Consider the following 26432-nt stretch of genomic DNA (forward strand, 5'->3'; position numbering starts at 1 on the left):
CCAGAACGGGAACGACCACCGGTGAGCCGAGGGTGCATCGCGCGCGGGGAGTCTTCCAGCGGGGTATTGCCACGCGTGCGGCAGCTCGCTAGACTCGAACATGCATTCGAACGACCTTGGGGGAGGTTGGTTGTGGGGGAATTGGTGGCAGCGGATCTGGACGAGTTGCGTGCGTTCACGGCGCGGCTGCGATGCGTCGAAGCGGGTGGGGACGCCGGGTTGGGGATCGAGTGGCTCGATGCGATCGAGGCGTTGAAGTCGGTCGGGTGCGCGGTGCAGGCGGTGATCACCGACGGCGTCGCGACGAGTATTCGCGAGGACCGCAGGGCTCGGGGGTTGCCGCGGGTGGCGTGGGACCGGGGCATCGCGTCGCAGATTGCGTTGGCCCGCAGGGAATCCCCGAACCGCGGCGGGCGACATCTGGGGTTCGCACAGGCTCTGGTGCACGAGATGCCGCACACCCTGGCCATGTTGCGGACCGGGCGGTTGAACGAATGGCGAGCCACGCTGCTCGTGCGGGAAACGGCGTGCCTGTCGGCGGCCGATCGGGGCAGCGTGGATCGCCGGTTGTGTTCGGACCCGGCCATTCTCGACGGCGTCGGCGACCGCGGACTGATCGCACGGGCCAGGGCGCTGGCGGTCGAACTCGACGCCGCAGCGGTCGTGGCCCGGCACCGAAAGGCGGTGTCCGAACGACGGTGACGACGCGACCGGCGCCGGATTCGATGGCGTATCTGAGTGTGCTGATGCCGGTCGAGCAGGCGGTCTGCCTGCAGGCCACGCTGGGGCGGGATGCGGACAGTCTGATCGCCACCGGGGACAGTGGTGGCCGCACCCGCAATCAGCTGATGGTGGATCTGCTGTTCGACCGCGGCACCGGAGCACCAAAGGCATCGGGTGTTCCGGTGGCGGTGAACCTGGTGCTCTCGGACGAGACGTTGCTGGCCGGCGGGCACGAGGCCGCGCAGCTGCAGGGGCTCGGGCCGGTGCCGGCCGCGATCGCCCGGCAGCTGGTCGCCGACGCCGTCGATGGTGACACCGAGACGTCGCTGCGGCGGGTGTATTCCTGCCCGCAGTCGGGAGGGCTGACCGCGATGGAATCCCAGGCGCGCACGTTCCCGAAGAGCCTGCGAAAGCTGATCGACCTCCGCGACCGCACGTGCCGAACCCCGTGGTGCGATGCCCCGATCCGGCATCATGACCACATCCGGTCGCGCCGAGAATCCGGTGCCACGACGGCGGACAACGGGTCCGGGCTCTGCGAGGCCTGCAATTACGCGAAGGAAGGCGACGGATGGTCCGCCCGCCCCGTACGCAACCCTGGCGGCACCCACCTCATCGACCTCGGCGCCCCGACCGGACACCACTACCGATCTGCGGCCCCGCCGCTCCCGGCAGCCGCACGACAGTCGGAGGTCGAGACCGTTCTGGGCACACACCTCCGCGCCTCCTGAACGACACCTTGCGAGGCGGAGGTGTAACGCCGTTGCTGTGATGTGCGACTTGTCTGTTAACGCGTTGACACCTACTCGGGTGTTCGACACGGGCTACGAACGGATGGGGTAGACCATGGAACGTCGCGTTTCAGCACGCAAGGTCGCGCATCGACGAAGGATCGCAGGCAGTCTGATCGCGCCCGGCGCGTTGGGGCTGGCGGCGCTGCTCGCGACCCCGTGGTCGAACCCGGGTTCACCGGCCACGACGGCGACAGCTTTGACTGCGGCGGCCTCGGACACGTGCTACGACATGGTCAGCATCGCCGTTGCCGGCCGCGGTGACACCCCACGCGAGGGGAACCGGATGCTCGTGGCGTCCGACGGCACACGCCTCCCTGCGTCGTACTCCAGCGACTACAGCAGTCCCTGGATCGACGAGGTGGTGAATGCGCCGCAGCAATCCGTGGGCGGAGGGTCCTACGCCGCGGTCTATATCGAGTATCCGGCCAACATGAATTCGTACGAGGACGCCGTGAACGCCGGCGTCGACAACACCGAAACCGTCATGCGTTCGATTCACGCTTCGTGCCCGGACACGAAGTTCTCGATCGTCGGCTACAGCGAGGGCGCCGATGTGGCGCGGCGGGTTGCGATGGAGGTCGGCAACCAGGACGGCCAGGACGGCTCGTACGACATTCTCGATCCCGCGTCCGTGGTCGGCGTCGTCATCCTGGCGGATGCCGGCCGCAACCTCGGGGGAGGACCATTTCCCGGCGCCGAGAACGAATTCCGCAATCCCGACGGCTTCGACCTTGCGTACCAGTCGGGGCAGTCGGGCACGTCCGGGCGGGGAGCATTGCCCGGCACGTCGGGCAGCTTCGGCGCCCTGGACGGGAAGGTGGCATCGTTCTGCTCGGAAGGCGACCTGACCTGCTCCGCACCCGAGAACATTGCGCTACTGCAACTCGCGATCAACGTGGGACGGCAGCTGAACGTCGACTCACTGCAGAAGGATGGGCTGACCCCCGCGACGGGACAGGATCTTGCGGTGGTGCTCGGGCAGCTCGCCCTCGCCGCGTTCGCGGACATTCAGTCGCAAGACAATTGGATGCAGTCCGATGAGACGTTCCTCGACGTCCTGGTCAAGGTGTCGGATCCGGCGTACAAGCCCGATACCGCTGCGGCGCAATCGGACACGTCAGCTGGTCCGATCTCGTCGAATCAGGCGGTCGACCTGGTCTACCTGCCCGCGAAGGTGCGGAACGAGATCATCGGGTTCATCGCCGACAACCAGAACACGATCCAGGTGGCGATGAGCGACCCGTATCAGCAGACGCTGGGGGAGGGGACGGGCCATCACTTCGACTACTGGCGTGATGCGAACGCCGGCAGCGGGAAACCGCTGACGTCTGCCCAGTACGCTGCGGCCTGGTTGACACACCTGGCACAGGAAGCGGAGAAGGGAGAAGCGCGGACGGCCGCAGCGGAACCGTCGACCGCGAAGCTCGCCGCCGCCTCCACGAAGGAAACAGAAACGACTGAGGCCGCTCCCACCACCACCGGCAGCGCGAAAAAGGCTGAGTTGGCAAGCAACCCGGTCGGCGCGACCACGACGACCAGCAGTTCGCCGACACCCACGACGACGGTCGCGACGACTACGTCACCGGAACCCACGACAGTCGTCGAGGTAGCTGCAGAACCGACGACCTCGGCGCCGGCGCCTCAGGCCGTCGCGGAAACAGTGGAAACACCCGTGGCGACCACCACTGCGGCGGAACCTACCGCGACCACGGCATCGGAGTCGTCGACGACCACCACGCCGGTGATCACCACGACGACGGTTCAGCCGGCGGCCGGGTGACGCCCGATCGCTGCTCGGCTTCGCGTGCCGCACGTTCGAGGCGGGTCCGGTAGCTCTGCCACCACGTCCGGTCCGCTGCGGGCAAGTTGGTGTTGTCAGGCCGCAAGCCGACCGTCCCGTCGACGAGTTCGCGAACGATGTCGGCGTGCCCCGCGTGCCGTGGGTTTCGGCGATCACGTGCACGAGAATCCGGTGAAGTGTGACGTCGCGGCGGTCGTCCGGCCAGTGCGGTATCCGACCGGGGGCGTCGAGCGGGAGCGTCCGGATGGTGTCGTCCGCGTGCGCCCACGCTGTGCGGTACTGCCCGACGATGTATTCGCGTGACTCGTCGGGGGTCGCCCACATGTCCACGTTGTCTTCGGCGTCGTCGGTCACCCACGGTGGGACTTGGACAGATCGGCCGAACGTCTCGCCGAAGTAGCCGATCTCGACGCCCGTCAGGTGTTTGACCAGCCCCAGCAGGTTCGTGCCGGTCGGCGTCATCGGTCGACGGATGCCGTATTCGGACAGCCCGTCCAACTTCCACAGCAGAGCGTCGCGGGCGGCTTGGAGGTAGTGGTGAAGGTCCACTTTCGGATCTGTCAATGCCCTTCCTGATCGGTCAGTTCCTTGCCTTCGAGGGCCTTGACGCGACGCCGTTCGAAGAGCACGAGACCCGTGCCGAGGACGAGGCAGAGGATGCAGGCGATCCCACCGATCAGCGCCCAGCCCTCGAATCCGTAACCGGCCGCGACCAGCGTCAATCCGAGCACGGCGATTCCGGCGGCGATGAGGATGTATCCCGGCCAGTTCCGGCTGTCGCTGATCGCCTCCCCGGCGTGATTGCGCATGGTGTGGGCATCGTCCTGCGGGTGGTGCTCGGAGTTCAACTCACGGCTGGGTCCGTTGTCCGGCTGATACGTCACTGCAGTCCTCCTGTGCTCGAGCGGTGATCCGAGTTTCATCAGTCGGTCTCGGTCTCGGCGTCGGCGGAGTCTTCCGCCAACTCGGGTGCGTTCTCTCTCGTCGCCATGCCGCCGTCCTTACCGTGATCGACGGGACCGGGACGGCCACCCTTGGGCTCGTCCGTCTCTCCGTGAGTGTCTTCGGTCATGGTCACGCTCTCCTTCAGTGGCTGCGCCGACGGCGTTGTCGCACGGCGAGGTAGGCGACGACGAATGCGCTCACGAGTCCGGCCGCCACGGCACCGCGGGGTTGCTGCCGAACCCTGTCGAGTTCGTGACGCGCGCCGGCTTTCGCGCGTGCGGGCACGTCCACTTTGCGGTGTAGCGCATCCAGAGTGGATGCGAGTGCGGCTCGCTGTTCGGCGACGGAAGGTTCCGGTTGCGGCTGTGGGTCGGTCATCGAAGACCTTCCTTCACGGAGTCGACGTCGGCGCGAACGCTGTCGGCCGTCCGCTCGGGTACGGGCGGCAGCGCGTTTTTTGCGCGGCGGGCTCCGACCGCCGCCACGACACTGCCCACGGCGATCAGCACGGCAGCCACGATCAACGCGGCCAGCCACGGATCGAGTGCCGTCGCCAGTCCCAGAATGGCGGTGGCGACGAGGGCCCCGAATCCGTACAGCAGAAGCAGCACGCCAGCTCCGGAGACACCTGCTCCGATCCCGAAGCGCGTTCCCTTGTCTTTCACTTCGGTGAGGGCGTGGGTCATCTCGGTCCGTACGAGTCCCGTTACCTGATCGGTGAGTCGTTCGACGAGTTGGACTGTCGACAGCTCGTCGAGATCGTGTGCAGCGCTGGGCGGTTGGACCCGCAGGGCATCGGCGCGATGGATATCGGTCATGTCCGTGCTCCTTCCTCGTCTCTGCTCCGCCTACCCGGGAGCGTTCCTGGCGAAACAGGATGGTCTCCCGCCGTGCTCATCGCTCGGCGGAGTCTCCATCGGTCGAGCGATGCCGCGATTGCAGAATCGCAGCGAAGCCCCAGAGTCCACAGAACATCGCGAAGGCCACCGCCGCGGCGACCGCTCCGGCGACGGGTGAGATCACGAAGCTGAAGATCAACGCCACCACACCGATCAGCGCCAGCGCGAGGGTGGCGATGCCGCAGATCGCGAGGCGATGGGAGGCAAAGACGAGATCCGGGAGCGCGTGCCGACGGAAGAGCATGCGGTGCAGGCCGGCAGGGGCCACCAGGAGCATGGTCGACGTCACCGACAGTGCGACGGTCGCCAGATAGATGGCGACCTCGCTGTCCGAGAGGTCCTCGAAACGCTGCTGGAACGGCAACGTCAACAGGAAGCCGGTGAGAAGTTGCACGCCGGTCTGCACGACACGCAGTTCCTGGAGAAGGCCGCTCCAGTTCCGGTCGAGCCGTTGAGTCTCGGTCTCGTGCCGGGCGCGGAAGTTCCAGTTCGCATCGTCGCGATCCAATCCTCGACTGTCCATCCCTCTGGAGTACCCCATCCCGGCGGTGAGGGCACTATTTCGCGCCGAATACGGGGAAGCCACGTAACCGGGCCTGCCCATCGTGAGATGGACAGGCCCGGTTACGGAGTACGGGGGCCTAGCGTCGACCGGCCGTGCTTCGTCCGGTGACGAGCTTGACCAGGAACAGGAGTATCACCGCGCCGAGGAGGCAGGTGAAGAAACTGAACCAGAGACCGCCACCTTCGACGTCGGTGCCGAAGAGGCTGAGGATGAAGCCGCCGAGGAGGCCGCCGACGATTCCGACGACGATGTTGAGGATGATTCCCATCTGAGCGTCGGTCTTCATGATCTTGCTGCCGATCCATCCGGCGAGGCCGCCGATGATGATCCAGCCCAGAATTCCCAGTCCTAGCACGTATCAGTCCTTTCGGGGGAGAGTGGTGACCGGCGACTGCCGATTCCACTCGGTGAAGAGACGCTCGGTGCGGGCCGGTCTGATCCGGCCCGCACCGTCTCACTGCTCGGCGCGCTGGCGTGCTTCCTGCGCTTCGGCCTTGCCTCGGGCCTTCTCCGCTTCGGCTTCCTTTGCGGCGGCTTCGCGTTGGGCGGCGGCTTTGTCCTGCTGCGCCTTGCCCTCGCGGGTGAGATCGTCCTGACCGGACACCGCACCTGCGGCTTCCTTCGCTTTACCCTTGACGTCTTCGACGACGCCCTTGACGGCCTCGGCCGGACCGCTGTTGTTCTCAACCATGTTCGTCACCTTTCGGTTGTGGAGGGGAGATTCGGCAGTGCTCACCGCGCTTGCGCGGCTGCCTGCTTCTCGGAGTGCGCGCCGTTGTTGGAAAGGCTGCCGCCGGAGTTCTCGAGGTGGGCGCGGACGAACCACTGGAACTTCTCGAGTTCGCCGGTCTGCCCGATGAGAAGGTCCTCGGTGATCGGGTCGAGGTCGCCCGTCTCGGAGATCGCCTTGCGGTTGTCCTCGACGACACCGCTGTAGACGAGGTCGAGGGCACCGAGGTGCGCCTGCGCCGTGTCACGCTTCACCGAGTAGTCGTCCCAGGTGCGGTCGCGGGCGATCGCGGCCGGGGTGCCGTCGGGCGACTGCCCCAGCGCGGCGATGCGTTCGGCGACGGCGTCCGCGTAGCCACGCACCAGCTCGACCTGCGGGTCGATCATCTCGTGCACGCCGATGAAATTCGGACCCACCACATTCCAGTGAATGTGCTTGAGCGTCAGATGCAGATCGTTGTATGCGCTGAGCCGCTTCTGAAGTATGTCGGCGACTCGCGCTCCCTGATCGTCGGAAAGACCTGGCACGGTGAACTTCGACATTCTCGGTCCTCTCTTTCGCTACTACCTGCCGGCGGAACTTCGAGGCATGGGGTGCCGCGCCTCGGTTACTCGGGGGAGACGAGGCGCCGGCTGAACTCACCGCGTACCCGTGGTGAGAAGTCTCGAATCGCCGGGACCCTGCCCCACCGCAACCTACGTTCGTGTCGAACAACGTTCCTGACTCGCTCGCTGAAGTTCCGACAACTCGACGGTACTACAAAATCTATGTCGCGCAAATCAGATCTTCTGCGGTGTTCGAAGCGGATGCGCTGGGATCGGCAGATCTCGATTGCGCAAACGCTCCGCCGGAATCGCCCCGCACCCGACAGAGAGGCACTACCTTCGGTCTGATTCGACCAGGGTTCGACCGTGCGCACACCGAGGAGGAGCAATGCTCAACGTGGCTCTACTTGTGGTTCTGCTCGTTGCGAGTCTGTGGGGCGGCGCTGCGCTCCACGGCCTGGCCGATCGAAGGGCGGCACGATGAGCGCCGGGCACACGCTGCCTGCCCGGCAATCGACAGCACTACGCACGGGGACGGTGCGATGGTTCAACACCGAACAGGGTTTCGGTTTCCTGGCCCCGGCCGACGGATCCGACGACATCTTCGTGCACGTCTCCGAAATCGCCGGAGACGGTCACCGCATTCTCGAGGAAGGACAGCGCGTCAGCTTCACCGTCTGCCGCACCGAGACCGGCAACCAGGCGCGCGACGTCCGGGTCGCCTGAGCTCACCGAATCGTGTTCGTCGAACCGGCAAGTCGGGACGCATTCGGCACAAGCTTGCACTTTCGTTCGCCGGCGGGTTGAGGGTCGCGGCAGCTGGGTACGCTGCCGAGAGTCGCAGAAACCGACGACACAGACGTGGAGTGCAGATGGCCGAGGTCGACGAGGTTAGACGAATGAAAACGAGATCCGGTGTGCCCGTGGAACTTCGTGTGGCGGCGGAGTTCGAACAGTTGCCTGTGGTGCGCGCCGTCGCGGAAACTCTCGCCGTTCTGGGAGACTTCACGCTCGACGACGTGGCCGATATCAAACTTGCCGTGGACGAGGTGTGTTCGGAACTGATCGCGGCTACGCCGGGAAGTGCCGAACTGACGTGTTCGTTTGCCGTCACGGAGACGGGGTTGCACGTGACGATCAGTGCACCCCTCACGCGAGGCGGAGTGCCCAACCGGGAGAGCTTCGGCTGGCACGTGCTCGAGACGTTGATGAATGCGGTTTCGGTATCGGAGGGACCCGTCGGCAACGGGTCCGTCGAACGGACCGTGGCGGTGGAACTGGTCAAATACCGGGGCACCATCTAGTGTCGCCGATTCCGGAACGCAGCGAGCGGCACCGTCCCGGCAGAGACGACTACAAGGACGTGGCGCCCGCGGTTGCGCGCCTGCGAGCCCTGGACGAATCGTCCGGGGAGGCGTCCGCGCTGCGCGACGAAGTCATCACACGTTGCCTTCCCCTCGCCGATCACATCGCCCGCCGATTCGGTGGGCGCGGCGAGGCGCACGAGGATCTGCTGCAGGTCGCCCGACTCGGTCTGGTCAAGGCCGTCGACCGTTTCGATCCGGACCGCGGCTTCGACTTCGTGTCCTACGCGGTGCCCACGATCATGGGGGAGGTTCGCCGGTACTTCCGCGACACCGGCTGGTCGATGCGGGTGCCCCGGCGCATGCAGGAACTCCACGCGTTGATCACCAAGGCCGTCGACGAGCTGTCGCAGGAACTGGGACGGTCACCCTCGGCCAGTGAGATCGCCGCCGAACTCGAACTCGACGTCCGGGAAGTGTCCGAGGGCCTGCTCGCGAAGAATGCCTACCAAACCTTGTCGATGGATGCGGCCATGGGTGACGATCCCGACGACCTTCCCCTCGCCGAGACTCTCGGCGAGGAGGACCCGGAGCTCGCGAACGTGGAAAGTCACGCCGCCGTGCGGCCGGCGTTGGAGAAACTTCCGCCGCTCGAACGCCGCGTGCTGATGTTGCGGTTCTTCGGCTCGATGACCCAGACGGAAATCGCCCAGCGGGTGGGCGTCTCGCAGATGCAGGTCTCGAGGATCCTGGCGCGCACCCTGTCCGGGCTGCGGGAGCAGCTGGGCGGCGGCTGACCACCCGCGTCAGCCACCCAAACCGGAGACCGTCGATTCGAGCGACGCGGCGTGAAACTCCAGATCGCTCTGCGAGCAGTCGCGGTCCTTCGGGAGCTGTTCGCGCAACTCGTCCCGGGTCACGATGACCAGGGACTGATGCTCGTCGCCCAGCTCACCCGAATCGACGATGGTGGGGGCGCCGCTCTGCAGGATCAGGGCGGGATCCGGCAGTGGCGAATCGAGAAGTGTCTGCAGGTGGGTCGCGGTCACGTGGGTGTTCATAGTGCCCGGCATACCCGGACGTACCGCGTTCGAACCCCGCCGGTTGATGCTGCCGCGAGTCGGGCACACGGCACTCGTCGTCGCACGAAGGGAGAGACTGTTGCACGTCACCGCGCTCCGGCGCCTGCGCTCCTGGGCGGGGGACGGTCAGCGACACACCGTGGTGGTGCAGTCGGTGAAGGCTGCGACCGCCGCCGTGCTCGCGTGGATTCTGGCCGAGCGCCTTCTCGGATTGCCGCAGCCGTTCCTCGCGCCCTACGCGGCGGTGTTCATGATCGAGGTCACGGTGTCGCGATCACTGCGGGTGGCCGGCGAACAACTCGCGGCGGTTTCACTCGGGGTGATCCTGGCCGCGGTGGTCGGACTGCTGTTCGACTCGGTCACCGTCGGTGTCGGTGTGGCGGTGCTGACAGGTCTCCTGCTCGGCCGTTGGCGCCGGTTCGGTTCGAGCGGGGTGTGGGTGGCGGTCACCGCGCTGCTGATGGTGACGTACGGCGATTCCGATCAGCCGGCGATGCTCGGCGACCGCATCCTGGCGATCGCGCTGGGCGCCGGAACCGGGGTGGCCGTGAACGCGCTGCTTCTACCTCCGCTGTATCTGCGGCGATCGGAGCGCGCGCTGACCGGGCTGGGTTCGACCGCCACCGCGCTGTTGTGCGACGTCGCCCGGGAGCTGCGAGAACCCGGAACCGGTGGACAGCCCGATCGTTGGGCCGAACGGTCGGCGCACGTGCGGGTGCAACTGGACGACGCCCTGGACGCCGTGGCCTGGACGGCGGAGAGCGCGCGCGCCAACGTGCGACGCGCCGCCGGTCCGGTCGCCGCCGGAAGGAAGTGGGAACAGGCGGTCGTGGCGCTGTCCGAGGGCTGGCCCCAGTGCACGGAGATCGTCCGCGCCACCTCGCTGGCGCTGGCACCGCAACCTCCGTTCGGTCCTCTCGACCCGGAGATCCGTGACAGCGCGGCCGCGTTCGTGGAGGCCCTGGCAGACGTGATCCGAGCCGACTTCGCCTTCGCCGACAGCCGCGACGCTCACGTCGCCGCCTGCCGGACGGCGGAGGAACGGCTCCGCAACTTCGAGGATGCGGTGTCCTGCCACAGCGGTCTGACCCGGGGTTCGACGATGAGCGCCGGCAGCATCCTCCGGCCGTGCGCGGCGGCGCTGAGCTTGCTGACCGGGGAATCTCCCGCCTCGCCGTCCGGGGCGGGATCGGTGGACGAAGACGGTCCCGGGGTCGAGTAAAGTCTTCTCGACGGTAGAGACAACTGCTGCGTTCGTTCAGTGGGTGTCCTGTCGGTTACACCCGGAATTTGAGGTGTATCCGAGAATGGCCGAGACTGCGGGTGAGCGCCCTGGGTCGATGTCCCCCGATCTCGACAGCGCGACGATCGCTGCCCAATTGGGCTCCTTGGCAACCGCGTTGGACGAGTTCAATCGCAATTCCGGTTCGCAGGTGGAGATGAGCCTGCTGCTTCAGCGGGTCTGCGATCAGGTGGTGGACGCCATCGCCGACGCCGACATGGCCGGGATATCGCTGCTACGCGACGGGCGGGTGGTGACCGTCGCGTACACGGACGAGGCGGTCCGGGAGATCGACATTCAGAACTTCCAGGCCATCGACGGCGACTACTTCGGTGTCGCCGGAACACGGAAGGTCGTCAAGGCCCGGCTCGGGGAGGCCGCGGCCCGGTGGCCGTCGGTCGCGGACAATCTCGACCAGGCCGGTATGCGCAGCTTCCTGTCCGCGCCGCTCGCCGTCGACGAGGCCCTCGCCGGCACCCTCAACATCTACGGGCAGGGGGATCACGGATTCAGCGAACTCGACGCGGTGGTGCTGCTCGTGTACACGACGGCGATCGAGGGTTTGCTGAGAAGCGCCCGCAGCGTGGAGTTGGCCAGGAACGAGGTCTCGGGCCTCACGAGGGCCATGAAGACCCGCGCGGTCATCGAGCAGGCCAAGGGTATCGTGATGGCGCTGCGGGGCGTTCCCGCGGACCAGGCGTTCGAGATCCTCGTGGCGCAGTCGCAGCAGGAGCACATCAAGTTGGCGGAGGTGGCGCGCCGCATCGTCGAATCGGTGACGACGAATCCCGAGTGAACCGGGCCTGGGACCGGGCGATCAGTCGGCGACCGGAGAAAGCGCGCCGAGGAAGGACTGCGCCCACCGGTGCACATCGTGGTCGAGCACCTGACGGTGCAGCCGCGACATGCGGCGCCGTCCCTGCTCCCGCTCCGGGTCGAGCGCGGCCATGATCGTGTTCTTCACTCCGTCGAGGTCGTGCGGGTTCACCAGGTAGGCACCCCGGAGTTCGGCGGCGGCACCGGCGAACTCGCTGAGCACCAGCGCCCCACCCAGATCCGCTCGACACGCGACGTACTCCTTCGCGACGAGGTTCATCCCGTCACGCATCGGGGTGACCAGCATGACGTCGGCGGCCAGGAACAGCGCGATCAGCTCGCTGCGATCGACCGGCTGATAGAGGTAGTGCACGACCGGCCGGCCGATCTGACCGTGATCACCGTTGATGTGGCTGACCTGCTCCTCGATGGAACTGCGCATCTTCATGTAGTGCTCGACGCGTTCACGGCTCGGGGTGGCGAGCTGCACCATCACGGTGTCCGACGGGTCGAGGCGGCCCTCGTCGAGCAGTTCGCCGATAGCCGAGAGCCGCAGGTCGATGCCCTTCGTGTAGTCGAGTCGGTCGACTCCGAGGAGGATCTTGCGGGGGTTCCCGAGCTCGCGGCGGATCTCGGCGGCCCGTTCGACGATGGCGGGATCGGTGGCCTGTTCGACCAGTTGCCGGGAGTCGACGGAAATGGGGAACGCGCCGACCTGCACGACGCGGTCGTCGAGTGTCACCCGGCCGAGTGCGCTGCGCACGCCGACGCCTGCGGTGGTGGTGTCGAGTCCCAGCAGCCTGCGCGCCAGGAACAGGAAATTGTTGGCGCCGCCGGGCAGGTGGAAGCCGATGAGGTCGGCGCCGAGCAGCCCCTCCACGATCTCCTTGCGCCACGGCAATTGCATGAACAGTTCGACGGGCGGGAAGGGGATGTGGAGGAAGAACCCGATGGTCAGGTCGGGGCGCATCTCCCGCAGCAGACGGGGCACCAGCTGCAGCTGGTAGTCCTGCACCCACACGGTTGCGCCCTCGGCCGCGGTCCGCGCGGTCTCCTCGGCGAAGTGGCGATTCACGTCCAGGTACGAGTGCCACCAGTCCCGGTCGAAGACCGGTGCCACCAGCACGTCGTGGTACAGCGGCCACAGCGTCGCGTTCGAGAATCCTTCGTAGTACAGCGAGACCTCGTCCGAGCTCAGCTCCACCGGGTACAGGTCGACCCCGCCGGAGACGATCGGTTCGACCTTCGTGTCGGGCACACCGGGCCAGCCCACCCAGGAACCGCGTTCCCGGTCGTGAAGGATCGGTTCCAGGGCTGTGACGAGGCCTCCCGGGCTCCGCTTCCAGCGTGTCGTCCCGTCGTCGAGTGTCTCCATGTCCACGGGCAGTCGGTTGGCGACCACCACGAAGTCGGACGTGCCGTGCGGGGCAGTGTCTTTCACGCCGAGCGCCCACCCTGGTGAATTCCCTGGGCGACCAGCCGGAAGGCGTCCTCGAGGTCGGCGCAGAACGGGATCTGTGCAGCCATGTGCATTGCCGTCAACGGTCTGCGGAGGGCGTTGTTGCCGGTCACCGCCCACGGCACGGTGAGCCTGCGGGCGCGACCGGCCATGATGTCGAGTATCGGCAGGGCCGACGCGCAGAAGAACTGCACATCCGTCAGGTCGAGCACGAATGGAAGTCGTTCGTTGATCGCCTCGTCGAGGTGATTCCCGAAGGTGTGAAGTGTGGTGACGTCGATGTCACCGGATATCCGGACGACGAGAATCCCGCCGGCACCGGGCGCACTGACGACGGAGAGCCGCCCGTGCTCGGGCTCGACGGCCCAGCTGAACAGCGTCGAATTGTCGGCAGGGTCGTAGCGTGTCGGCAGCGCACTGAGAACTGATTTCATGTCGTTTCCTCACGGTCGAGCGACGTAGGAGACAGGCACGAAATTAGGCGCGTGAACCGTGCCCGTCCATTGCGGCTGGGGGCTCAACCGTGCAGGACTCTGACGTTACCCCATGGTGTCAATGGCGGGGGCGCGCCTCTCACCCCGACATCTCCGCCGACATGCCGCCGTTCGCGTTTTCGGTTGTCCCACTGCACTTCTCGCCGGCGCATCCGGCGGCACAGCGGGAGCCCGGCGTAGCTTGTCGGCGAATTGGGTAATCGGCGCGAATGGAAATCATCGCCATCGTGATCCTTGTCGGCGTCGTGACGTTCGTGATCGCGCGCCGCCGTGCGCAGAATCGGAGGCAGCACTGATGCGGGACAGTCCTACGGGCGACGCCGCTTCTTGTGCGAACTGTCGCAGAAGGGAGCGATGCTCGTCCGCCCGCACCGGCACAGCGCCACGGTGGCCCGATCGCTGCCGAGCGAGTTACCTTCGGTGTCGAGGATCCGCGCAGCACCACGCACCAGGAGTGGACCATCAGGGCAGACCGTGATCGTGACGTCGGATTCGTCGGCCCCGGCAGATTCGTCGGCCCCGGCAATGGGAATGGAGTTCATATGACTACCTTGCACTCTCCGTCGATGTCGGACACGGTGGCGCAATCGGGAACGTCCATGCCCTTTCCGAAGCCGCGCGGTCCCGTCAGCGATCTCCTGTTCTCCATTCTGCGCGCCGACGGCGCCGATGCCGAACCGTTCGTGGCGGCGGCCCGCTCCCTCGCCTCGTCGGCGCGCGACAGTCCGCGGGCGTTCCTCTTCGACGAGGACGCGCAGATCTGCCTGACCGCGCTCTACGAACTGCACCTGCAGGGGATCACCGGTGTCGGCGACGAGTGGGAGTGGAACAGCGACCTGATCGCCGCCCGGTCGGCGCTCGAGGTTCCGTTCGACGCGGCGATCCGCGACGTCGCCGACGCACCGACCGGCGCCGACGACGTGGTGGCGGCGCTGTGGGCGATGACCGCCCCCAGCACAGCGCCGGGACTGTCCGGTCACATGGCCCACGACGCGGATCTCACCCAGTTCCGGGAACTGCTGATCCACCGTTCCCTGAACCAGTTGCGTGAGGCCGACGTGCACACACTCGGCATCCCGCGGCTCGCGGGCGCACCCAAAGCGGCGCTGGTGGAGGTGCAGTCCGACGAATACGGCGGCGGCAGGCCCGAGCGGATGCACTCGGCACTGTTCGCCACCACGATGCGCGAACTGGGGCTGTCCGACGGCTACGCGCACTACATCGACGCGGTGCCCGCCCTCACGTTGGCGTCCCTCAACGCGCTGTCCCTGTTCGGCCTGCACCGCAGCCGTCTCGGGGCCCTGGTGGGGCACCTGTGCGCAGTGGAGACCACGTCCGCGTTGCCGAGCAAGAAATACGCCGCCGGACTACGCCGCCTCGGATTCGGGAAGGCGGCCACCCTGTTCTTCGACGAGCACGTGGAGGCCGACTCCGTGCACGAACAGATCGTCTGCCGCGACCTCGCCGGCGGGCTGGTCGCGGCACGGCCCGCAGTGGCCGACGACATTCTGCTGGGGGCCGCGGCCTGCCTCGCCTTCGACGACCTCGTCGGCGACCATGTCACACGGTGCTGGGAGGCGAACCGCACGTCGCTGCGGCAGCCGCCCGGTTAGGGGTCAGGTGCCGGACGCGGCGACCGCGTGCTCGAGATCGCTGAGCGACGTCTCCAGGTGCGTGATGATCCGCTGAAGGTGGGGGACGGCGTGCCGATCGCCCACGACGCCGACGTCGAGCTGACCGGACCGGCTGGTGAGGGTGATGCTGAGCGCCTGCCCCCCGAGGACCGTCGGCGCCGGATACACCGCGTCGAGGCGGGCCCCGTTCCAGTACCGCGGCCTCGACGGGCCCGGCATGTACGAGATCATCACGTTGAACGGCGGGGGAGTGTCGTCGACGAACCGGCGGACCGGCTCGAGCAGGATCGGGCTGATCGCCAGCGCGCTCATCAGCTGGAACTGGGTGTGGCTCAGCGCGCCGAACACACGGTTTGTGTGCTCGACCGATTCGCTGATGCGGGCGAGGCGTGCCGCCGGATCCGCTTCGTCGGTGGCCAGGCCGACGACCATCGCGCCGACGCCGTGATCGCGGCCGCGCGGACCGATCATCGTGCCGCCCAGGTCGAGGGGCACGGGCAGCATCGCCGTCAACGGCGCGTCCGGCAGCGCGTACTGCTCGAGGAGATACCGGCGCAGCGCCCCCGAACACATCGCGAGCACCACCGCGTTGATCGTGGTGCTGGCCGCGGTGGCCACCGACACCAGGCGCCGGATCGGCCACGACCGTGCCGCCAATTTCCGGGCCCGGCCGACCGGAACGTTGAGCATCGTGGGCGGCGACTGCAGGGGAAGGGTCAGATGCTGCTCGCGGACGCCGTCGTAGGCGACCTTCGCGAGCGCAGGCAACACCCCGACGATGCTGGTGGCGGCCCGCACCCCGGCCCGCACCACGGCCACCGGCAGCACGGATTCCCGCCGCGACGTGCCGGCGACCCCGGGCGTCCACGGTGCGGGGCAGTCGCGGGCGTCGGGGTCCGTCGACAGGGCGTGATGGAGAAGCCGCAGCCCGGCCGGTCCGTCCATCAGCGACAGGTGAATTTTCGAGAACACGGCCGTCCGTCCGTCGGCGAGCCCCTCGATGACGTGCATCTCCCACATCGGGTGCTGCGGATCGAGCGGCATGCCGTGCATCTGGGACACCAGCGACAGCAGGTCCTCCATGCGGCCCCGGCCCGGGACCGCGGTGTGCCGGACGTGGTAGCCGAGATCGATGTGGTCGTCGAACGACCACCAGGGGTAACTGGCGCCGCGGAGCGGGCGTACGGCGCGCCGGCGGAACGTGTCCGACGCGCCCTCGTGCGAGATCAACGCCTCGAACATGGACCGGGCATGATCGGGCCCCGACTCGCGCGGCGGTTCGAACAGTTCGAGCGCACCCACGTGCATGGGATGCGACGGCGTCTCGAACAGCACGAACATCGCCTCGGTGGGACTCATCACCGACATCCAGCGCCTCTTTCTCATGCTCGGGACACGGCCCGAGCATGCCCCGGCGCATCCCACGTCTCCAGGGTAAGCAGAACACGGAAACTTCTTCCGCAAGGCCGTTTTCGTGCCCCGCCCGCTCAGCCGCGATCGAGCTGCGGAAACACCGTCTCGCGGGCGAGAAGCAGAACGGCGGCCGCGACGGGTATCGCGAGCAGCGCCCCGACGATCCCCAGCAGTGCGCCGCCGATGAGGACGGCGACGACGGTGACCATCGGGGGCACCTTGACGGTTCGGCCGATGATGCGGGGAACGAGAAGATAGTCCTCGAACAGACGGAGCGCGATGAAGAAGACGATGGTGGCCAGTGACACCGGCAGGGACACGGTGAGGGCGACCAGCGCCACCACGACACCGGCGAGGGTGGATCCGACCACCGGAATCAGGTCCAGCACGGCGACCAGGACGGCCAGCAGCAACGGGTAGGGGACGTCGAAGGCCACCAGCCACACGAACGTGAGGACGGCGGTGATCAGCGAGATCAGGAGGTTCCCGAGCACGTATCCGCCGACCTTCGCGAAGATTTCGTCGCCGATCAGAATCGTGCGTGGACGCCGCGAGTTCGGGGCCAGGCGGTAGATCGACGACCGGATGTGTGCGAAGTCGGCCAGGAAATAGGCGGTGAGCACGACCACGATCACGGTGCCGCTGATGGCGCTGAACACGAACTTGCCCGCACCCACGATCCCGCCGACCACGATCGGCACGTTGCCCGCATCGAGTGCCCGGCGCAGTTCGTCCTGCAGATGGAAGCGGGTGCTGAGTTCCCCCAGTACCGGGTAGTTCTGCTCGAGGTGCCCCAGGTAGTCCGGGGCGTTGTGCACGAGTGCGCCGCCCTGCGTCACCATCGGCGGGATCGCCGCGGCCAGGAACCCGGCCAGCACAGCGAAGGCGAGGACGAAAACCGTTGCGACCGCAGCCCATCGGGGAAATCCGTGCCGCACCAACCAGGACACGGCAGGTTCGAGGCCGATCGCGAGGAATGCGGCGACGGCGATGAGAACCAGCACCCCGCGGGCCGCGAGAACGACCTCGATCAGGGCGTACGTGACGGCGACACCGGCGGCCCCGGCCAGCCCGATGAAGAACGGGGATCGGCGATCGAACCGCGGTCCGGGCCTCCCGAGCGGATGCGCGGCCGTGCTGATGCGCGCCGCGCCCTCCTCCGCGGCGATGATCGGCTGCTCCTCCGCGGGGGAATGCGGTTGGGCCACGTTGTCGTCGTGGCCCCCGGCGCCCGTGGTCACGGTCGTCTGACGACTCTGTCCCGCCGTCCACCGCCGGCAGTGTCCCGTCCGATGCGGGAGCACCGATCGGCGGCGGTCGATGTGCCGGGCCCGGTTGTCGGCGCAACCGGCGATGCGGGTGTCGAGCGGCAATAGTCGTCGATCAACTCCACCGCTTTTTCCGCGCACACGGCGGGTGACGGCATCCGCCCGATACCGAGGCCGTCGATCACGATGACGCTGCGGCGGCCCAATCCTTCGACGCCGAGCGACCAGCCGAAGGTCCGGTTCCACGCCAGCACCGCGTTGCGTCCCGGCAGATAATGCAACCGGAGCGGCAGAACGAGGACGACTTCGATGCCGTCGCTGTCCCACCAGTCGATGGAGTCGGCGTGAACGCTCCTGGCCACCGTGTGGATGTAGTCCCGAACGGTGCGGGTGTCGGCAATGCCTGTTCCGCTCTTCATCGTCCACCGCCTCAGCTGTTTGACGATCGACATACCCTGCCCCGCGACAGTTGAAACTTCACCCACCGAGGTGTGGGTGCTCGAGGGGCGCGACGCGCCCGTCTCCGGGTAGCCTCGCCGCATGCCTTACGTGGAGCGCTCGGGAGATGTGTTCGTCCTGTACTTCGGTGAGGAGGGAGAACCCGACAGCGAGAACGCCTTCCACCCGGATTGGATCGACAGGGTCGACGGCCTCCTCGATCAGGTCGAGAAGCACGACGGTCCCGCCGCACTGGTGACGACGGGGCTCGGAAAGTTCTACTCGACCGGTCTCGACACCGCCTGGGTCGTCGCCAACACCGACAAGCTGAACTCCTACATCGACCGTGTGCAGGGCCTGTTCGCGCGGATCCTCACCTTCCCCCTGCCGACCGTGGCCGCGCTGACCGGGCACACCTTCGGCGGCGGCGCCATCCTCGCGGCGGCCCACGATCACCGGGTGATGCGTGAGGACCGCGGCTACTTCTGCCTGCCGGGCATCACCATCGGGGCGAGTTACGCGCCGGGCAGCATCGCGCTGCTCGCGGCCCGGCTGCCCGCGCGGGCCGTGCACACCGCCCTGGTGACCGGCCGTCGGTACGGTGGCGTCGCCGCGAGCGAACTCGGGTTCGTCGACGAGGTCGCCCCCGAGCAGCACGTGCTCACCAGGGCCGTCGAACACGCGCAGGGGCTCGTCGCGACCCGCGGTCGCACACTCGGTGAGATCAAGTGCTCCCTCTACGCGGACGCCGTCGCCTCGCTCCGCACCCCGGTGGCGAACCTCGAGTCACAGGAGGCGCTGAACGGCGGCTGACGAGTCACGGGCACACCGAGGGGTGTCTGCCGTGAAAACGGGTACTACTCCCGCGAGGAGCGGGGCGTCGGGCATCCGTTCTCACCGTCATCCGGAGGCGACCACCATGAAACGCGTTCTGACACTTGTCCTGCCGATCCTGCTGGCCGTCTTCGCGCTGGCCGCGTGCGGAAGCGACGGTGACGACTCGTCCGGTTCGGCGGAAACGGCGCACGGCGGGGACCATCCCATGTCCGGCATGCCGTCGATGTCCATGTCGATGCCTGCGGGGGCGGCTCAGCGGGAGATCGTGATCTCCGATTTCAAGTACACCCTGCCCGGCACGTTCGCGCCGGGAGAAGAGGTCACCGTCCGCAACGACGACACCGCCGAACACACCGTGACGGCGGACACCGGCGACCTGTTCGACGTGGAGGTCGAACCGGGTGCGACCGCGACGTTCACCGTCCCCGGTCAGCCGGGCACGTTCGCGTTCCACTGCACCTATCACCCGAACATGGTGGGCACGCTCGAGGTTCGGTGATCCCGTCAGTCGAGCGGCTCGATGCGGAAGACCTCGCACCGGTCCGCGGCGGCCGCGAACGCCTCCGGGGAGGAGTTCGCGACCGTCCCGGCCTCGAGGAACATGGTGACCCCGTGCGGCACCCGGGTCGGGAACTCGCGAAGGATCCGGCCCCGCTCCGACACCGGCAGCGCGACCAGTCGGACACGCTCGCGTCGCCGCCCCCGGGTCAGCTCACCACGCCCGGCTGCCCGGGCGTTCTTCGCCCAGTCCGATTCGGCGTATCCCGCGACGACGTAGCGCCGGCCGTCCACCTCGTACGGTGAGACGGGCGTCGACCGCAGCACGCCCGTCTTCCGGCCGGGGACGGTGAGCGCGGGCATCGGCATCGGTACGCCCAAGCGATGCAGCCCGACGATCACCCTGTTGACGTGGGCGAGATACCAGGGCGGCAGCACTCTTCCGGTCCGGCGCACCATGTCCTCGACTATTCCGAACTCGGCGCTCTCGTGGCAACCACCTCGATCTCCACGAGCGCATCCCGGTGCGGGAGTGCGCGCACGGCGATGCAGGATCGGGCGGGTTTGATGCCGGCGAAGGTTTCGGCGTAGACGGCATTGACGGCGGTGACATGCTCCATCGACGTGAGGAAGATCGTCGCTTTGACGACGTGCTCGAGGGAGCTGCCTGCCGCGGCGAGCACCGCGGCCACATTGGCGAAGACCTGGCGCGTCTGGGCCCGGGGATCGTCCTTTCCGACGAGCACGCCCGATTCGGCGGTCAGGGGCAGTTGCCCACTGCAGAACACCAGGTCGCCGACCTGGATGCCCTGGTTGTAGAGATGCGCCGCGGACGGCGCGTGGGTGGTGGCGATGGCGGTGTTCACGTGCATCGGTCCTTTACGTCAGAGTGCAGGGGTCGAGTTGGGTGGACGGCGCGGCGGGGTCCGGGTGTCCGCCGGTGAGCGCGCCGGTGATGCCGGACAGGACCCGGTCGAGCAGGGTCTCCGAGGTGGCGAAGTTGATCCGGATGAACCGGTCACCGGCCTTCCCGAAGGGCGCACCGCCGTCGACGAGCACGTGCCCGGCGCGGCGGATGCGGTCGATCGGATCGTCCACCGGCAGGGCCGAGACGTTCACCCAGCTCAGATACGTGGCCTCGGGCAGGTGGTGCCGGGCCTCGGGCAGCGCCCGGGTCAGGACGTCGTGGACCCGTGCGCGATTGCGGTCGAGGACGCGGATGAGGGTGTCCTGCCACGCCTGCCCGTGCTGCCATGCGGCGAGGCATCCGACGACCCCGAGAACCGACACCGCGCCGTAGAGGTCGGGTGGTTCGTTGTCCCGGACCGCCAGCAGGTCCTTGGGACCGTAATGCAGCACCGCGCAGCGCAGACCGGCGAGGTTGAAGGCCTTCCCGGCGGACGTGACCGTCACGGTCCGCGATGCGGCGTCCTCGCTGATGGATGCGAACGGGATGTGCCGGTGCGGTTGGTAGATCAGTTCGGCGTGGATCTCGTCGCTGATCACCAGCAGGCCGTACCGTTCGGCGAGTTCGGCGATGCGCTCGAGTTCGCCGCGCGTGTGCACTCGACCCGTCGGATTGTGCGGATTGACGAGGACGAGCACCTTGGGACGATTCTGCGCCAGGGTCCGCTCGAACTCGTCGAAGTCGAGAGCCCACCCGTTCTCGGTGTCGACGAAGGGGAATTCGACGGTGCGCCGCCCCATCGTTTCGATCGTCGCCAGGAATGGCGGGTAGTTCGGGGTCTGAATGACCACCGCATCCCCGGGTCGGGTGCCGAGACGAAGGATCAGCTGCAGGGCCTGGATCAGATCGGTCTGCTCCCGCACGTCTGCAGGGTCGACCTGCCAGCCGTAGCGGTCGGACATCCGCCGGGCGAACTCGGCACGCAGGGGAGTGCCGCCCAACCAGTTCGGGTACCCGAGGTCGCCGCGGTCGATGACGTCCTTCAGCGCGTCGCGGATCTCCGGGGTGACGGGAAAGTCCATGTCGGCGACCCACGACGGGAGTGCCCCGGCTTCGACCGCGCGCGCCCATTTCACCCCGGTGCGCCGGGACAGCGCACCGAGGTCGAGGTCGTCGAATCCCGGGAACAGGGAGTGGGGTGTCGTCGAGGTAGTCACAACGCTGCTTCCGCTGGGACGGTCGACAGGGCGTCGCGGGAAACCTCGACCTGTCCGTGATGTTGGGCGAGTTCCTCGAGCACGTGGAGGAGGACCCCGTTCGGGGTCAGTTGGCGGCTCGGCCCCTCGTAGTCGGCCGGTGGGGTATTCGTCAGCGGCGCAGCGGGGTCGAAGCCGTCGAGGTCCTTCTGCAGGTTCGCCCGCACGGCGGCGATGGTGCGGGTGAGGTCTGCGATGGTTCCCCGGGCGGTGAACTCGGCCTCTCTGTCACGGTTGCTCTCGCGGCCGCCGATCAGGTGCCCGATCCAGTAGTCGGCCACCTGGGTGCAGTGGTAGGTGATGGCCCAGGGGGAGTTCGCGCCGTCGAAGGGTGGTGCCTGATTGGCGCGCTCGTCGCCGAGTTCGCCGAGGACGGCGAGCATGCCGTCGAACGCGCGGTCGAGGAAGTACAGGTATTCGTCGGTGTTCACGGGATTCGCTTTCGTGGTGGGAAGGTGCGGAAAGTCAGTGGATCTGTTCGAGGACAGCGTCTTTCGTCTCGGGCAGGCGGGTGAGCACGATCAGTGCGCCGATCGCGAACAGGACCGCGCTGGTGGAGAAGACCAGTCCGGTGCCGCCGAAGCCGAGCAGGAAGGGGACCGCGATGGGGCCGAAGACCGAACCCAGCCGTCCCAGGGCGGTGGCGGAGCCGACTCCCGCGCCGCGACTGCGGGTGGGGAACAGTTCCGGGGTGTAGGCGAAGATCGAGGAGAACATGCCGAAGAAGAAGAACTGCAGGAAGGATCCGGCGAGGATCAGCTCGAACGTGCCCGAACTCTGGCCGTAGAAGAAGGCGGCGATGCCGGATCCGATGGTGTACCCGGCCAGGCAGTAGCGCCGTCCGAGCCGCTCGATCAGGTACGCGGCCGACAGGAATCCGGGGATTCCCCACAGGGCCATGGCGAGGACGAACCCGATGCTCTTGGCGACGTCGAGGCCGTTGTCGGTCAGGAGCTTGCCGATCCAGGTCGTCAGCCCGTAGTAGCCGGTCATCAGGCAAAACCACACTGCCCATACCGTCAGGGTGCGCGCTTTGTGTGCGGGAAGGAAGAGTGCCCGGAAGCCACCCCGTCCGGTGTCCTCGCCGTGCGCGCCGCGCACGGGTTCGGGCTCGGGTAGTGGCCGGCCGGTCGCGTCGCGCACCGCGCTTTCGATGGAGGCCAGGGTGCGTTCGGCTGCGGCCGTGTGCCCCCGGGAGACCTGCCACCGGGGTGACTCCGGCAGGTTGCGCCGAATGATCAGTGCGACCACGGCCAGGGCGGCCTGCATGAGAAAGAATCCGCGCCAACCGAACGTGGAGGCGACCAGGAGGTAGGACACCGCGCCGGCCGTGATGAATCCGATCGGCCAGGCACCCTCGAGCAGGGCGGCGTAGCGCCCGCGCTTCGACGAGGGCATGAATTCGGCGAGGATTGCCGCGGCCACCGGGAACTCCGCTCCCATGCCGATACCGAGCAGGAATCGGAAGGTGAGCAGGGATTCGAAGTTCCACGACAGGGCGAGTCCGATGCTCGCCAGGCCCCAGGCGATGATGCTGTACTTGAAGACCCGCCGGCGTCCGAATCGATCGGCGATGGCACCGGCCCCGACGGCTCCGAAGAACATTCCGGCGAAGCTTGCGCTGCCGAGTACCCCTGTCTGTGCTGCGGTGAGCGAGAAGTGGTGGCTGATCGGTGACAGCAGGAAGGTCATGGCGCCCAGGTCGATCGAGTCGAAGAACCAGGCGGTGGCAATCACCAGGAAGAGGTTTCGCTGGACACGGCACCACGGCAGTCGTTCCATCCGGCCGGCGATCGTGGCGCTGGTCAGGGGAGGCGCGGTGGGCCCTCGTGTCGGTGCGGGGACGCGCGCATCGTCGTACATGGAATCCGGGCTCCTTTTGGTGAGAACGCTGTGTGAATGAGTCCCGTCGCTGCCACCGAGACGAATCACCCTCGCTGGCGTCACCACCCTAGGGGGTGACGGGAATCATGGAAGAAGTTTGAACTCGTTCGCGTCACCTGTCAAGATGGTGACGTGAACGAGTTCGTGTATGTGAGTGGACGGCATTGCCTGGATTTCGCCGGCACCATCCTGTGGCGCCGGACCCTGCGTACCGAGCTGCTCGAGAATCCGGACGATCTGTGCCGGTGGGTGGCCGGGGCGAACCTGTGCGACGAGATGGAACCGCCGTCCGCCGACAGCGTCCGCGACGCACGGCACCTCCGGGAGGCGATCTACAGCGCCGTCGGTGCGGCGCTGACCGGCAGCACCCACCGAGCGACGGAAGCCGAGGTCGGCCTCCTCAACACCGCCGCCGCGGGTCCGCTGCCCACCCTCACCCTCACCCGCGAGGGCGACACGACCAGCACCGGCACACCAAGCAACGCATTGAGCCTCCTCGCCCGGGACGCCATCGATCTGATCGGCTCCCCGGCGATGGCGAAGGTGAAGGAGTGCTCGAACCCGGACTGCACCCGGCTGTTCGTCGATCTCTCCCGCGGCTTCTCGCGCCGCTGGTGCGGAATGGCGGAGTGCGGCAACCGGATCAAGGCCGCGGACTACCGCCGCCGCAAGAAATTGCAGAGCATCGACTAGTGGCGATCAGGGCTGGCGGGCGCTTCGCTGTCCCGCCACCAGCAGAACACGAACAGGGCCAGCGACGCGACGAGTGTCGAGACCACCCATACCGTGAGGGCGATGTCGACCCACGACCCGATCGGCGGGCTTCCCGGCAGGATTCCACGCAACGGCACGACGGCGAACAGCATCGCGGCCATCCAGCCCAGCATGTCGGTGTTGACGGCGCGCTTGCGGCGGAACGTCTGCAGCGCGACGAAGGCGGCGAGGCCCGCCAGGATCGTCATCATCAGCAGCAGGATTCCGGCGTAGATCAGGTTCCCGCCCGTGCGCGCGAACATCAGCGCGGCGCCGGTGCCGTTCCGGGAGAGGTCCGTGTCGACCGCCACCGCCTCGGCGCGTGCCTTCCACCCGTCGACCCGGCCCTCCAGCAGCAGGGCCGTGGGCACCAGTTCGCGGTCGGCGCCGAGCCCCTGATAGGCCTCCACCACCATCGGATTCACCTCGAACCGGTCGAACGGCCAGTACGCCGCGTTGCCGGTGGCGATGAACTCGGTATCGAAGGTCGTGGCCGAGGCGCCCGCCCGGAAGACGATCTCCTCGTGGCTGGTGCTCGGGATGAGAAGCAGCGTGATGTCCCGGTTCAGGGTGTCGCCGTTGGCGTGTAGGAAATTCTCACCGACGGTAATCGTCACCTCGGCCTGCACCCGGTCGGTCGTGGGCTGCAGCGACTTCGCCGTCACGAGGACCACGACCTCGTCGCTACCGATCTCGAACGGTCCGTCGTCGTCGCCGGTGCGGCTGCTCAACCCGTACACGATGAGCGACGCGGCGTAGATCAGCGCGAGGAGAAGCGCCGGCACGGCCCACTGGAGCCGGGGATGGTGGGCATTCATGGGCGTTCGGCGAATCACAACGAGACGGAGGTGTTCTCGGGGTCGATCAGGATCTTCGCGTGCACCCTGGGGCTGCCGAGCGCGGTGAACGCGGATTCGACACCGGCCAACCCGACCGTGCCGGTGATCAGCGGCGTCGGATCGACCTTTCCGTCGGCGAGCATCTGGAGTGTGTCGCGGAATTCGCGGGGATCGTAGGCGATGGCGAAGCGCAGGTCGATCTCCTTGTTGATCGCCAGTGCCGGCCGGAAGGTGTCGGTCTCCATGCAGACCCCGACCACGACGACACGTGACCGCAGCGGCGCCCCGGCCAGTATGCCGTCGATGACTCCGGGCATCCCGACACACTCGAAGACGACCGGCCCGGACGGTGTTGCGCCCACCGCGTCGGCGAGGGCGAAGGCATGCCACCACGGCAGCTTCGGGATGCGACGCAGCTTCTCCATGGTGTCCAGCCCGAGGGCGAGCACCTCCGTGATGGAGGTCGTCTCCCTGCGCCGCGGATAGGACGTCCAGGGCGACGCCGCGGCAGGATCGACCACGACGTCGGCACCGCATTGCCGGGCGAGTTCCCGCCGACGGGCGGAGAAGTCGGCGGCCACCACGGCGCGGACACCGGACGCCTTCAGCATGCTGATCACGGCGAGACCGATCGGGCCGCATCCGATGACGATCGCGGTCCGGCCCTTGCCGACGTCACCCTTCCGCACCGCGTGCCACGCCACCGCCATCGGCTCGGTCAGCGCGGCCTTCTCCGCCGACAGCCCGTTGGGCACCGGCAGGGTCATCGACTCCTGCACCACCACCTGTTCCGCGTAGCCGCCCGGTGCCGAGGCCGACAGCCCGGTCAGGTGGATGTCCGACCCGGTGCGGACGATGGGCAACGCAACCACCGCGGTTCCCGCCGGCCACCGTTTCCGGCAGCCGGGCCCGTAGTGCGCAATGGTGCCGCTGAACTCGTGCCCGAGCACGACTCGCTGGTGGGAGCGCATGAAGTCGCGGTAGCCGGTCTCGGCCGCCAGTTCCGCCATCTCGTCGGCGTGCACGCGGGCGTGCAGGTCCGAGCCGCAGATCCCGCACCGGGACACATCGATCAGCACCTGACCCCGGGCCGGGATCGGAGCCGGGATGTCACCCACCTCCAGGCGAGTCTCGGTGCAGATGACAGCCTTCATGCTGGGCTCCTCGGGTGCGGCGCGGTGGGCCTCCGCTCCGAACGTAGAACACTCCCGACGCCCACACACCACGATTGCCGAATGGTCGCCACAGGGGGTTGTCCCGTCCCGG

At 67.5% G+C, this 26432-nt stretch carries 32 protein-coding genes and 2 pseudogenes; 11 read left to right on the forward strand and 23 right to left on the reverse strand.

The window, feature by feature from the left end; genetic code table 11:
• Positions 1–132 precede the first annotated feature (132 nt).
• Both CJ177_RS45375 and CJ177_RS45380 read left to right on the forward strand, forming a co-directional pair.
• Positions 133–1454 (forward strand): annotated as a pseudogene (locus tag CJ177_RS45375) (HNH endonuclease).
• Positions 1455–1569: 115 nt separating this feature from the next.
• Complete coding sequence (locus tag CJ177_RS45380; protein WP_005246256.1) at positions 1570–3297, forward strand: cutinase family protein; 1728 nt, start codon at positions 1570–1572, stop codon at positions 3295–3297.
• Here the strand turns inward: CJ177_RS45380 and CJ177_RS45385 are convergent.
• From CJ177_RS45385 to CJ177_RS45420, 9 genes and pseudogenes are all read right to left on the reverse strand, one after another.
• Positions 3263–3882: pseudogene (locus tag CJ177_RS45385) on the reverse strand (DinB family protein). The gene CJ177_RS45380 and the pseudogene CJ177_RS45385 overlap by 35 nt on opposite strands.
• Positions 3879–4202: a hypothetical protein gene (locus CJ177_RS45390; RefSeq protein WP_061699846.1), complete on the reverse strand. Its 324-nt coding sequence runs from the start codon at positions 4200–4202 to the stop codon at positions 3879–3881. The pseudogene CJ177_RS45385 and the gene CJ177_RS45390 overlap by 4 nt, the downstream one beginning before the upstream one ends.
• Positions 4203–4240: 38 nt before the next feature.
• Positions 4241–4390 carry a hypothetical protein gene (locus CJ177_RS47880; RefSeq protein WP_179443474.1) on the reverse strand — a complete coding sequence of 50 codons (150 nt, stop codon included), beginning with the start codon at positions 4388–4390 and terminating at the stop codon, positions 4241–4243.
• Between the two features lie 14 nt (positions 4391–4404).
• The gene (locus CJ177_RS45395) at positions 4405–4641 is read right to left on the reverse strand and encodes a DUF3618 domain-containing protein (RefSeq protein WP_061699844.1); all 237 of its coding nucleotides are present in this window, start codon (positions 4639–4641) and stop codon (positions 4405–4407) included.
• Complete coding sequence (locus CJ177_RS45400) at positions 4638–5081, reverse strand: phage holin family protein (protein ID WP_061699845.1); 444 nt, start codon at positions 5079–5081, stop codon at positions 4638–4640. Before CJ177_RS45400 ends, CJ177_RS45395 begins: the two co-directional genes overlap by 4 nt.
• A 76-nt stretch (positions 5082–5157) precedes the next feature.
• Positions 5158–5685 (reverse strand): DUF6328 family protein, encoded by a 528-nt coding sequence (locus CJ177_RS45405; RefSeq protein WP_061044850.1) that lies wholly within the window; start codon positions 5683–5685, stop codon positions 5158–5160.
• Between the two features lie 118 nt (positions 5686–5803).
• Positions 5804–6082, reverse strand: a complete 279-nt coding sequence (locus CJ177_RS45410) for a GlsB/YeaQ/YmgE family stress response membrane protein (RefSeq protein ID WP_037232227.1) — start codon at positions 6080–6082, stop codon at positions 5804–5806.
• A 99-nt stretch (positions 6083–6181) separates the two neighbouring features.
• Positions 6182–6418 (reverse strand): general stress protein CsbD, encoded by a 237-nt coding sequence (locus CJ177_RS45415; RefSeq protein WP_025432584.1) that lies wholly within the window; start codon positions 6416–6418, stop codon positions 6182–6184.
• Between the two features lie 41 nt (positions 6419–6459).
• Complete coding sequence (locus tag CJ177_RS45420; RefSeq protein WP_005246242.1) at positions 6460–6999, reverse strand: Dps family protein; 540 nt, start codon at positions 6997–6999, stop codon at positions 6460–6462.
• 483 nt (positions 7000–7482) lie between these two features.
• Between CJ177_RS45420 and CJ177_RS45425 the strand changes: the two genes are divergently transcribed.
• The 3 genes from CJ177_RS45425 to CJ177_RS45435 all read left to right on the forward strand — a co-directional run bounded on the left by CJ177_RS45425 (position 7483) and on the right by CJ177_RS45435 (position 9103).
• Positions 7483–7728, forward strand: coding sequence for a cold-shock protein (locus CJ177_RS45425; protein ID WP_043943796.1), 246 nt, complete (start codon positions 7483–7485; stop codon positions 7726–7728).
• Positions 7729–7874: 146 nt separating this feature from the next.
• Positions 7875–8306 (forward strand): ATP-binding protein, encoded by a 432-nt coding sequence (locus tag CJ177_RS45430; RefSeq protein ID WP_005246240.1) that lies wholly within the window; start codon positions 7875–7877, stop codon positions 8304–8306.
• Positions 8306–9103, forward strand: a complete 798-nt coding sequence (locus CJ177_RS45435) for a SigB/SigF/SigG family RNA polymerase sigma factor (protein ID WP_005246239.1) — start codon at positions 8306–8308, stop codon at positions 9101–9103. The genes CJ177_RS45430 and CJ177_RS45435 overlap by 1 nt, the downstream gene beginning before the upstream one ends.
• A 9-nt stretch (positions 9104–9112) precedes the next feature.
• Here CJ177_RS45435 and CJ177_RS45440 read toward each other — a convergent pair whose 3' ends face one another.
• Positions 9113–9367 (reverse strand): hypothetical protein, encoded by a 255-nt coding sequence (locus tag CJ177_RS45440; RefSeq protein WP_005246238.1) that lies wholly within the window; start codon positions 9365–9367, stop codon positions 9113–9115.
• Position 9368: 1 nt separating this feature from the next.
• Between CJ177_RS45440 and CJ177_RS45445 the strand changes: the two genes are divergently transcribed.
• Positions 9369–10610, forward strand: a complete 1242-nt coding sequence (locus CJ177_RS45445; protein WP_231914112.1) for an aromatic acid exporter family protein — start codon at positions 9369–9371, stop codon at positions 10608–10610.
• Positions 10611–10695: 85 nt separating this feature from the next.
• Positions 10696–11466: a GAF and ANTAR domain-containing protein gene (locus tag CJ177_RS45450; protein ID WP_005246233.1), complete on the forward strand. Its 771-nt coding sequence runs from the start codon at positions 10696–10698 to the stop codon at positions 11464–11466.
• 21 nt (positions 11467–11487) lie between these two features.
• Here the strand turns inward: CJ177_RS45450 and CJ177_RS45455 are convergent, their stop codons facing one another.
• From CJ177_RS45455 to CJ177_RS45465, 3 genes are all read right to left on the reverse strand, one after another.
• Positions 11488–12927, reverse strand: a complete 1440-nt coding sequence (locus CJ177_RS45455; RefSeq protein WP_061698789.1) for a trehalose-6-phosphate synthase — start codon at positions 12925–12927, stop codon at positions 11488–11490.
• The gene (locus CJ177_RS45460; protein ID WP_095871025.1) at positions 12924–13379 is read right to left on the reverse strand and encodes an STAS domain-containing protein; all 456 of its coding nucleotides are present in this window, start codon (positions 13377–13379) and stop codon (positions 12924–12926) included. Before CJ177_RS45460 ends, CJ177_RS45455 begins: the two co-directional genes overlap by 4 nt.
• 368 nt (positions 13380–13747) lie before the next feature.
• Positions 13748–13981 (reverse strand): CDGSH iron-sulfur domain-containing protein, encoded by a 234-nt coding sequence (locus CJ177_RS45465; protein WP_005246226.1) that lies wholly within the window; start codon positions 13979–13981, stop codon positions 13748–13750.
• Positions 13982–14005: 24 nt separating this feature from the next.
• On the opposite strand from CJ177_RS45465, the gene CJ177_RS45470 reads away from it, so the two are divergent.
• On the forward strand, positions 14006–15052 hold the full coding sequence (locus CJ177_RS45470) for an iron-containing redox enzyme family protein (protein ID WP_095871034.1): 1047 nt from the start codon (positions 14006–14008) through the stop codon (positions 15050–15052).
• A 3-nt stretch (positions 15053–15055) separates the two neighbouring features.
• Here the strand turns inward: CJ177_RS45470 and CJ177_RS45475 are convergent, their stop codons facing one another.
• The 3 genes from CJ177_RS45475 to CJ177_RS45485 all read right to left on the reverse strand — a co-directional run bounded on the left by CJ177_RS45475 (position 15056) and on the right by CJ177_RS45485 (position 18173).
• The gene (locus CJ177_RS45475) at positions 15056–16441 is read right to left on the reverse strand and encodes a wax ester/triacylglycerol synthase family O-acyltransferase (RefSeq protein ID WP_025432581.1); all 1386 of its coding nucleotides are present in this window, start codon (positions 16439–16441) and stop codon (positions 15056–15058) included.
• A gap of 119 nt (positions 16442–16560) precedes the next feature.
• Positions 16561–17727, reverse strand: a complete 1167-nt coding sequence (locus tag CJ177_RS45480) for an AI-2E family transporter (protein WP_061698791.1) — start codon at positions 17725–17727, stop codon at positions 16561–16563.
• On the reverse strand, positions 17724–18173 hold the full coding sequence (locus CJ177_RS45485) for a DUF6292 family protein (RefSeq protein WP_061044859.1): 450 nt from the start codon (positions 18171–18173) through the stop codon (positions 17724–17726). The genes CJ177_RS45480 and CJ177_RS45485 overlap by 4 nt, the downstream gene beginning before the upstream one ends.
• A gap of 121 nt (positions 18174–18294) precedes the next feature.
• Here CJ177_RS45485 and CJ177_RS45490 point away from each other — a divergent pair, with 121 nt between their 5' ends.
• Both CJ177_RS45490 and CJ177_RS45495 read left to right on the forward strand, forming a co-directional pair.
• Complete coding sequence (locus tag CJ177_RS45490) at positions 18295–19005, forward strand: enoyl-CoA hydratase/isomerase family protein (RefSeq protein WP_025432580.1); 711 nt, start codon at positions 18295–18297, stop codon at positions 19003–19005.
• Positions 19006–19111: 106 nt separating this feature from the next.
• Positions 19112–19528, forward strand: coding sequence for a cupredoxin domain-containing protein (locus CJ177_RS45495; RefSeq protein ID WP_005246219.1), 417 nt, complete (start codon positions 19112–19114; stop codon positions 19526–19528).
• A gap of 5 nt (positions 19529–19533) precedes the next feature.
• Here CJ177_RS45495 and CJ177_RS45500 read toward each other — a convergent pair whose 3' ends face one another.
• The 5 genes from CJ177_RS45500 to CJ177_RS45520 are packed head-to-tail and all read right to left on the reverse strand — an operon-like array spanning position 19534 to position 23553.
• Entirely contained in the window at positions 19534–19986 is a 453-nt protein-coding gene (locus CJ177_RS45500; RefSeq protein WP_005246218.1) for a nitroreductase/quinone reductase family protein, read from the reverse strand.
• A gap of 8 nt (positions 19987–19994) precedes the next feature.
• Positions 19995–20399 carry a Rid family detoxifying hydrolase gene (locus tag CJ177_RS45505; protein ID WP_061698794.1) on the reverse strand — a complete coding sequence of 135 codons (405 nt, stop codon included), beginning with the start codon at positions 20397–20399 and terminating at the stop codon, positions 19995–19997.
• A 7-nt stretch (positions 20400–20406) separates the two neighbouring features.
• Positions 20407–21651 carry a MalY/PatB family protein gene (locus CJ177_RS45510; RefSeq protein ID WP_061698796.1) on the reverse strand — a complete coding sequence of 415 codons (1245 nt, stop codon included), beginning with the start codon at positions 21649–21651 and terminating at the stop codon, positions 20407–20409.
• Positions 21648–22121, reverse strand: a complete 474-nt coding sequence (locus CJ177_RS45515; RefSeq protein ID WP_061698799.1) for a DinB family protein — start codon at positions 22119–22121, stop codon at positions 21648–21650. The genes CJ177_RS45510 and CJ177_RS45515 overlap by 4 nt, the downstream gene beginning before the upstream one ends.
• 34 nt (positions 22122–22155) lie before the next feature.
• Positions 22156–23553, reverse strand: coding sequence for an MFS transporter (locus CJ177_RS45520; protein ID WP_061698801.1), 1398 nt, complete (start codon positions 23551–23553; stop codon positions 22156–22158).
• A gap of 153 nt (positions 23554–23706) precedes the next feature.
• On the opposite strand from CJ177_RS45520, the gene CJ177_RS45525 reads away from it, so the two are divergent.
• Positions 23707–24267 carry an ABATE domain-containing protein gene (locus tag CJ177_RS45525; protein ID WP_061698804.1) on the forward strand — a complete coding sequence of 187 codons (561 nt, stop codon included), beginning with the start codon at positions 23707–23709 and terminating at the stop codon, positions 24265–24267.
• Here CJ177_RS45525 and CJ177_RS45530 read toward each other — a convergent pair.
• The gene (locus tag CJ177_RS45530; protein WP_025432579.1) at positions 24264–25145 is read right to left on the reverse strand and encodes a DUF4436 family protein; all 882 of its coding nucleotides are present in this window, start codon (positions 25143–25145) and stop codon (positions 24264–24266) included. The two genes, CJ177_RS45525 and CJ177_RS45530, sit on opposite strands and share 4 nt — an antisense overlap.
• Positions 25146–25159: 14 nt before the next feature.
• The gene (locus CJ177_RS45535; RefSeq protein WP_095871026.1) at positions 25160–26320 is read right to left on the reverse strand and encodes a zinc-binding dehydrogenase; all 1161 of its coding nucleotides are present in this window, start codon (positions 26318–26320) and stop codon (positions 25160–25162) included.
• Positions 26321–26432: the final 112 nt, after the last annotated feature.

This window comes from Rhodococcus sp. ACPA1, assembly GCF_002300195.1.
Lineage (GTDB): Bacteria > Actinomycetota > Actinomycetes > Mycobacteriales > Mycobacteriaceae > Rhodococcus_F > Rhodococcus_F opacus.

Bases quoted from the DNA above. Each gene is read 5' to 3' on its own strand.
- CJ177_RS45380 (WP_005246256.1), top strand. From the start codon at position 1,570: ATGGAACGTCGCGTTTCAGCACGCAAGGTCGCGCATCGACGAAGGATC.
- CJ177_RS47880 (WP_179443474.1), bottom strand. From the start codon at position 4,390: ATGACCGAAGACACTCACGGAGAGACGGACGAGCCCAAGGGTGGCCGT.
- CJ177_RS45395 (WP_061699844.1), bottom strand. From the start codon at position 4,641: ATGACCGACCCACAGCCGCAACCGGAACCTTCCGTCGCCGAACAGCGA.
- CJ177_RS45400 (WP_061699845.1), bottom strand. From the start codon at position 5,081: ATGACCGATATCCATCGCGCCGATGCCCTGCGGGTCCAACCGCCCAGC.
- CJ177_RS45405 (WP_061044850.1), bottom strand. From the start codon at position 5,685: ATGGACAGTCGAGGATTGGATCGCGACGATGCGAACTGGAACTTCCGC.
- CJ177_RS45415 (WP_025432584.1), bottom strand. From the start codon at position 6,418: ATGGTTGAGAACAACAGCGGTCCGGCCGAGGCCGTCAAGGGCGTCGTC.
- CJ177_RS45420 (WP_005246242.1), bottom strand. From the start codon at position 6,999: ATGTCGAAGTTCACCGTGCCAGGTCTTTCCGACGATCAGGGAGCGCGA.
- CJ177_RS45425 (WP_043943796.1), top strand. From the start codon at position 7,483: ATGAGCGCCGGGCACACGCTGCCTGCCCGGCAATCGACAGCACTACGC.
- CJ177_RS45430 (WP_005246240.1), top strand. From the start codon at position 7,875: ATGGCCGAGGTCGACGAGGTTAGACGAATGAAAACGAGATCCGGTGTG.
- CJ177_RS45440 (WP_005246238.1), bottom strand. From the start codon at position 9,367: ATGAACACCCACGTGACCGCGACCCACCTGCAGACACTTCTCGATTCG.
- CJ177_RS45450 (WP_005246233.1), top strand. From the start codon at position 10,696: ATGGCCGAGACTGCGGGTGAGCGCCCTGGGTCGATGTCCCCCGATCTC.
- CJ177_RS45460 (WP_095871025.1), bottom strand. From the start codon at position 13,379: ATGAAATCAGTTCTCAGTGCGCTGCCGACACGCTACGACCCTGCCGAC.
- CJ177_RS45465 (WP_005246226.1), bottom strand. From the start codon at position 13,981: ATGAACTCCATTCCCATTGCCGGGGCCGACGAATCTGCCGGGGCCGAC.
- CJ177_RS45470 (WP_095871034.1), top strand. From the start codon at position 14,006: ATGTCGGACACGGTGGCGCAATCGGGAACGTCCATGCCCTTTCCGAAG.
- CJ177_RS45475 (WP_025432581.1), bottom strand. From the start codon at position 16,441: ATGTCGGTGATGAGTCCCACCGAGGCGATGTTCGTGCTGTTCGAGACG.
- CJ177_RS45485 (WP_061044859.1), bottom strand. From the start codon at position 18,173: ATGAAGAGCGGAACAGGCATTGCCGACACCCGCACCGTTCGGGACTAC.
- CJ177_RS45490 (WP_025432580.1), top strand. From the start codon at position 18,295: ATGCCTTACGTGGAGCGCTCGGGAGATGTGTTCGTCCTGTACTTCGGT.
- CJ177_RS45495 (WP_005246219.1), top strand. From the start codon at position 19,112: ATGAAACGCGTTCTGACACTTGTCCTGCCGATCCTGCTGGCCGTCTTC.
- CJ177_RS45500 (WP_005246218.1), bottom strand. From the start codon at position 19,986: ATGGTGCGCCGGACCGGAAGAGTGCTGCCGCCCTGGTATCTCGCCCAC.
- CJ177_RS45505 (WP_061698794.1), bottom strand. From the start codon at position 20,399: ATGCACGTGAACACCGCCATCGCCACCACCCACGCGCCGTCCGCGGCG.
- CJ177_RS45520 (WP_061698801.1), bottom strand. From the start codon at position 23,553: ATGTACGACGATGCGCGCGTCCCCGCACCGACACGAGGGCCCACCGCG.
- CJ177_RS45530 (WP_025432579.1), bottom strand. From the start codon at position 25,145: ATGAATGCCCACCATCCCCGGCTCCAGTGGGCCGTGCCGGCGCTTCTC.
- CJ177_RS45535 (WP_095871026.1), bottom strand. From the start codon at position 26,320: ATGAAGGCTGTCATCTGCACCGAGACTCGCCTGGAGGTGGGTGACATC.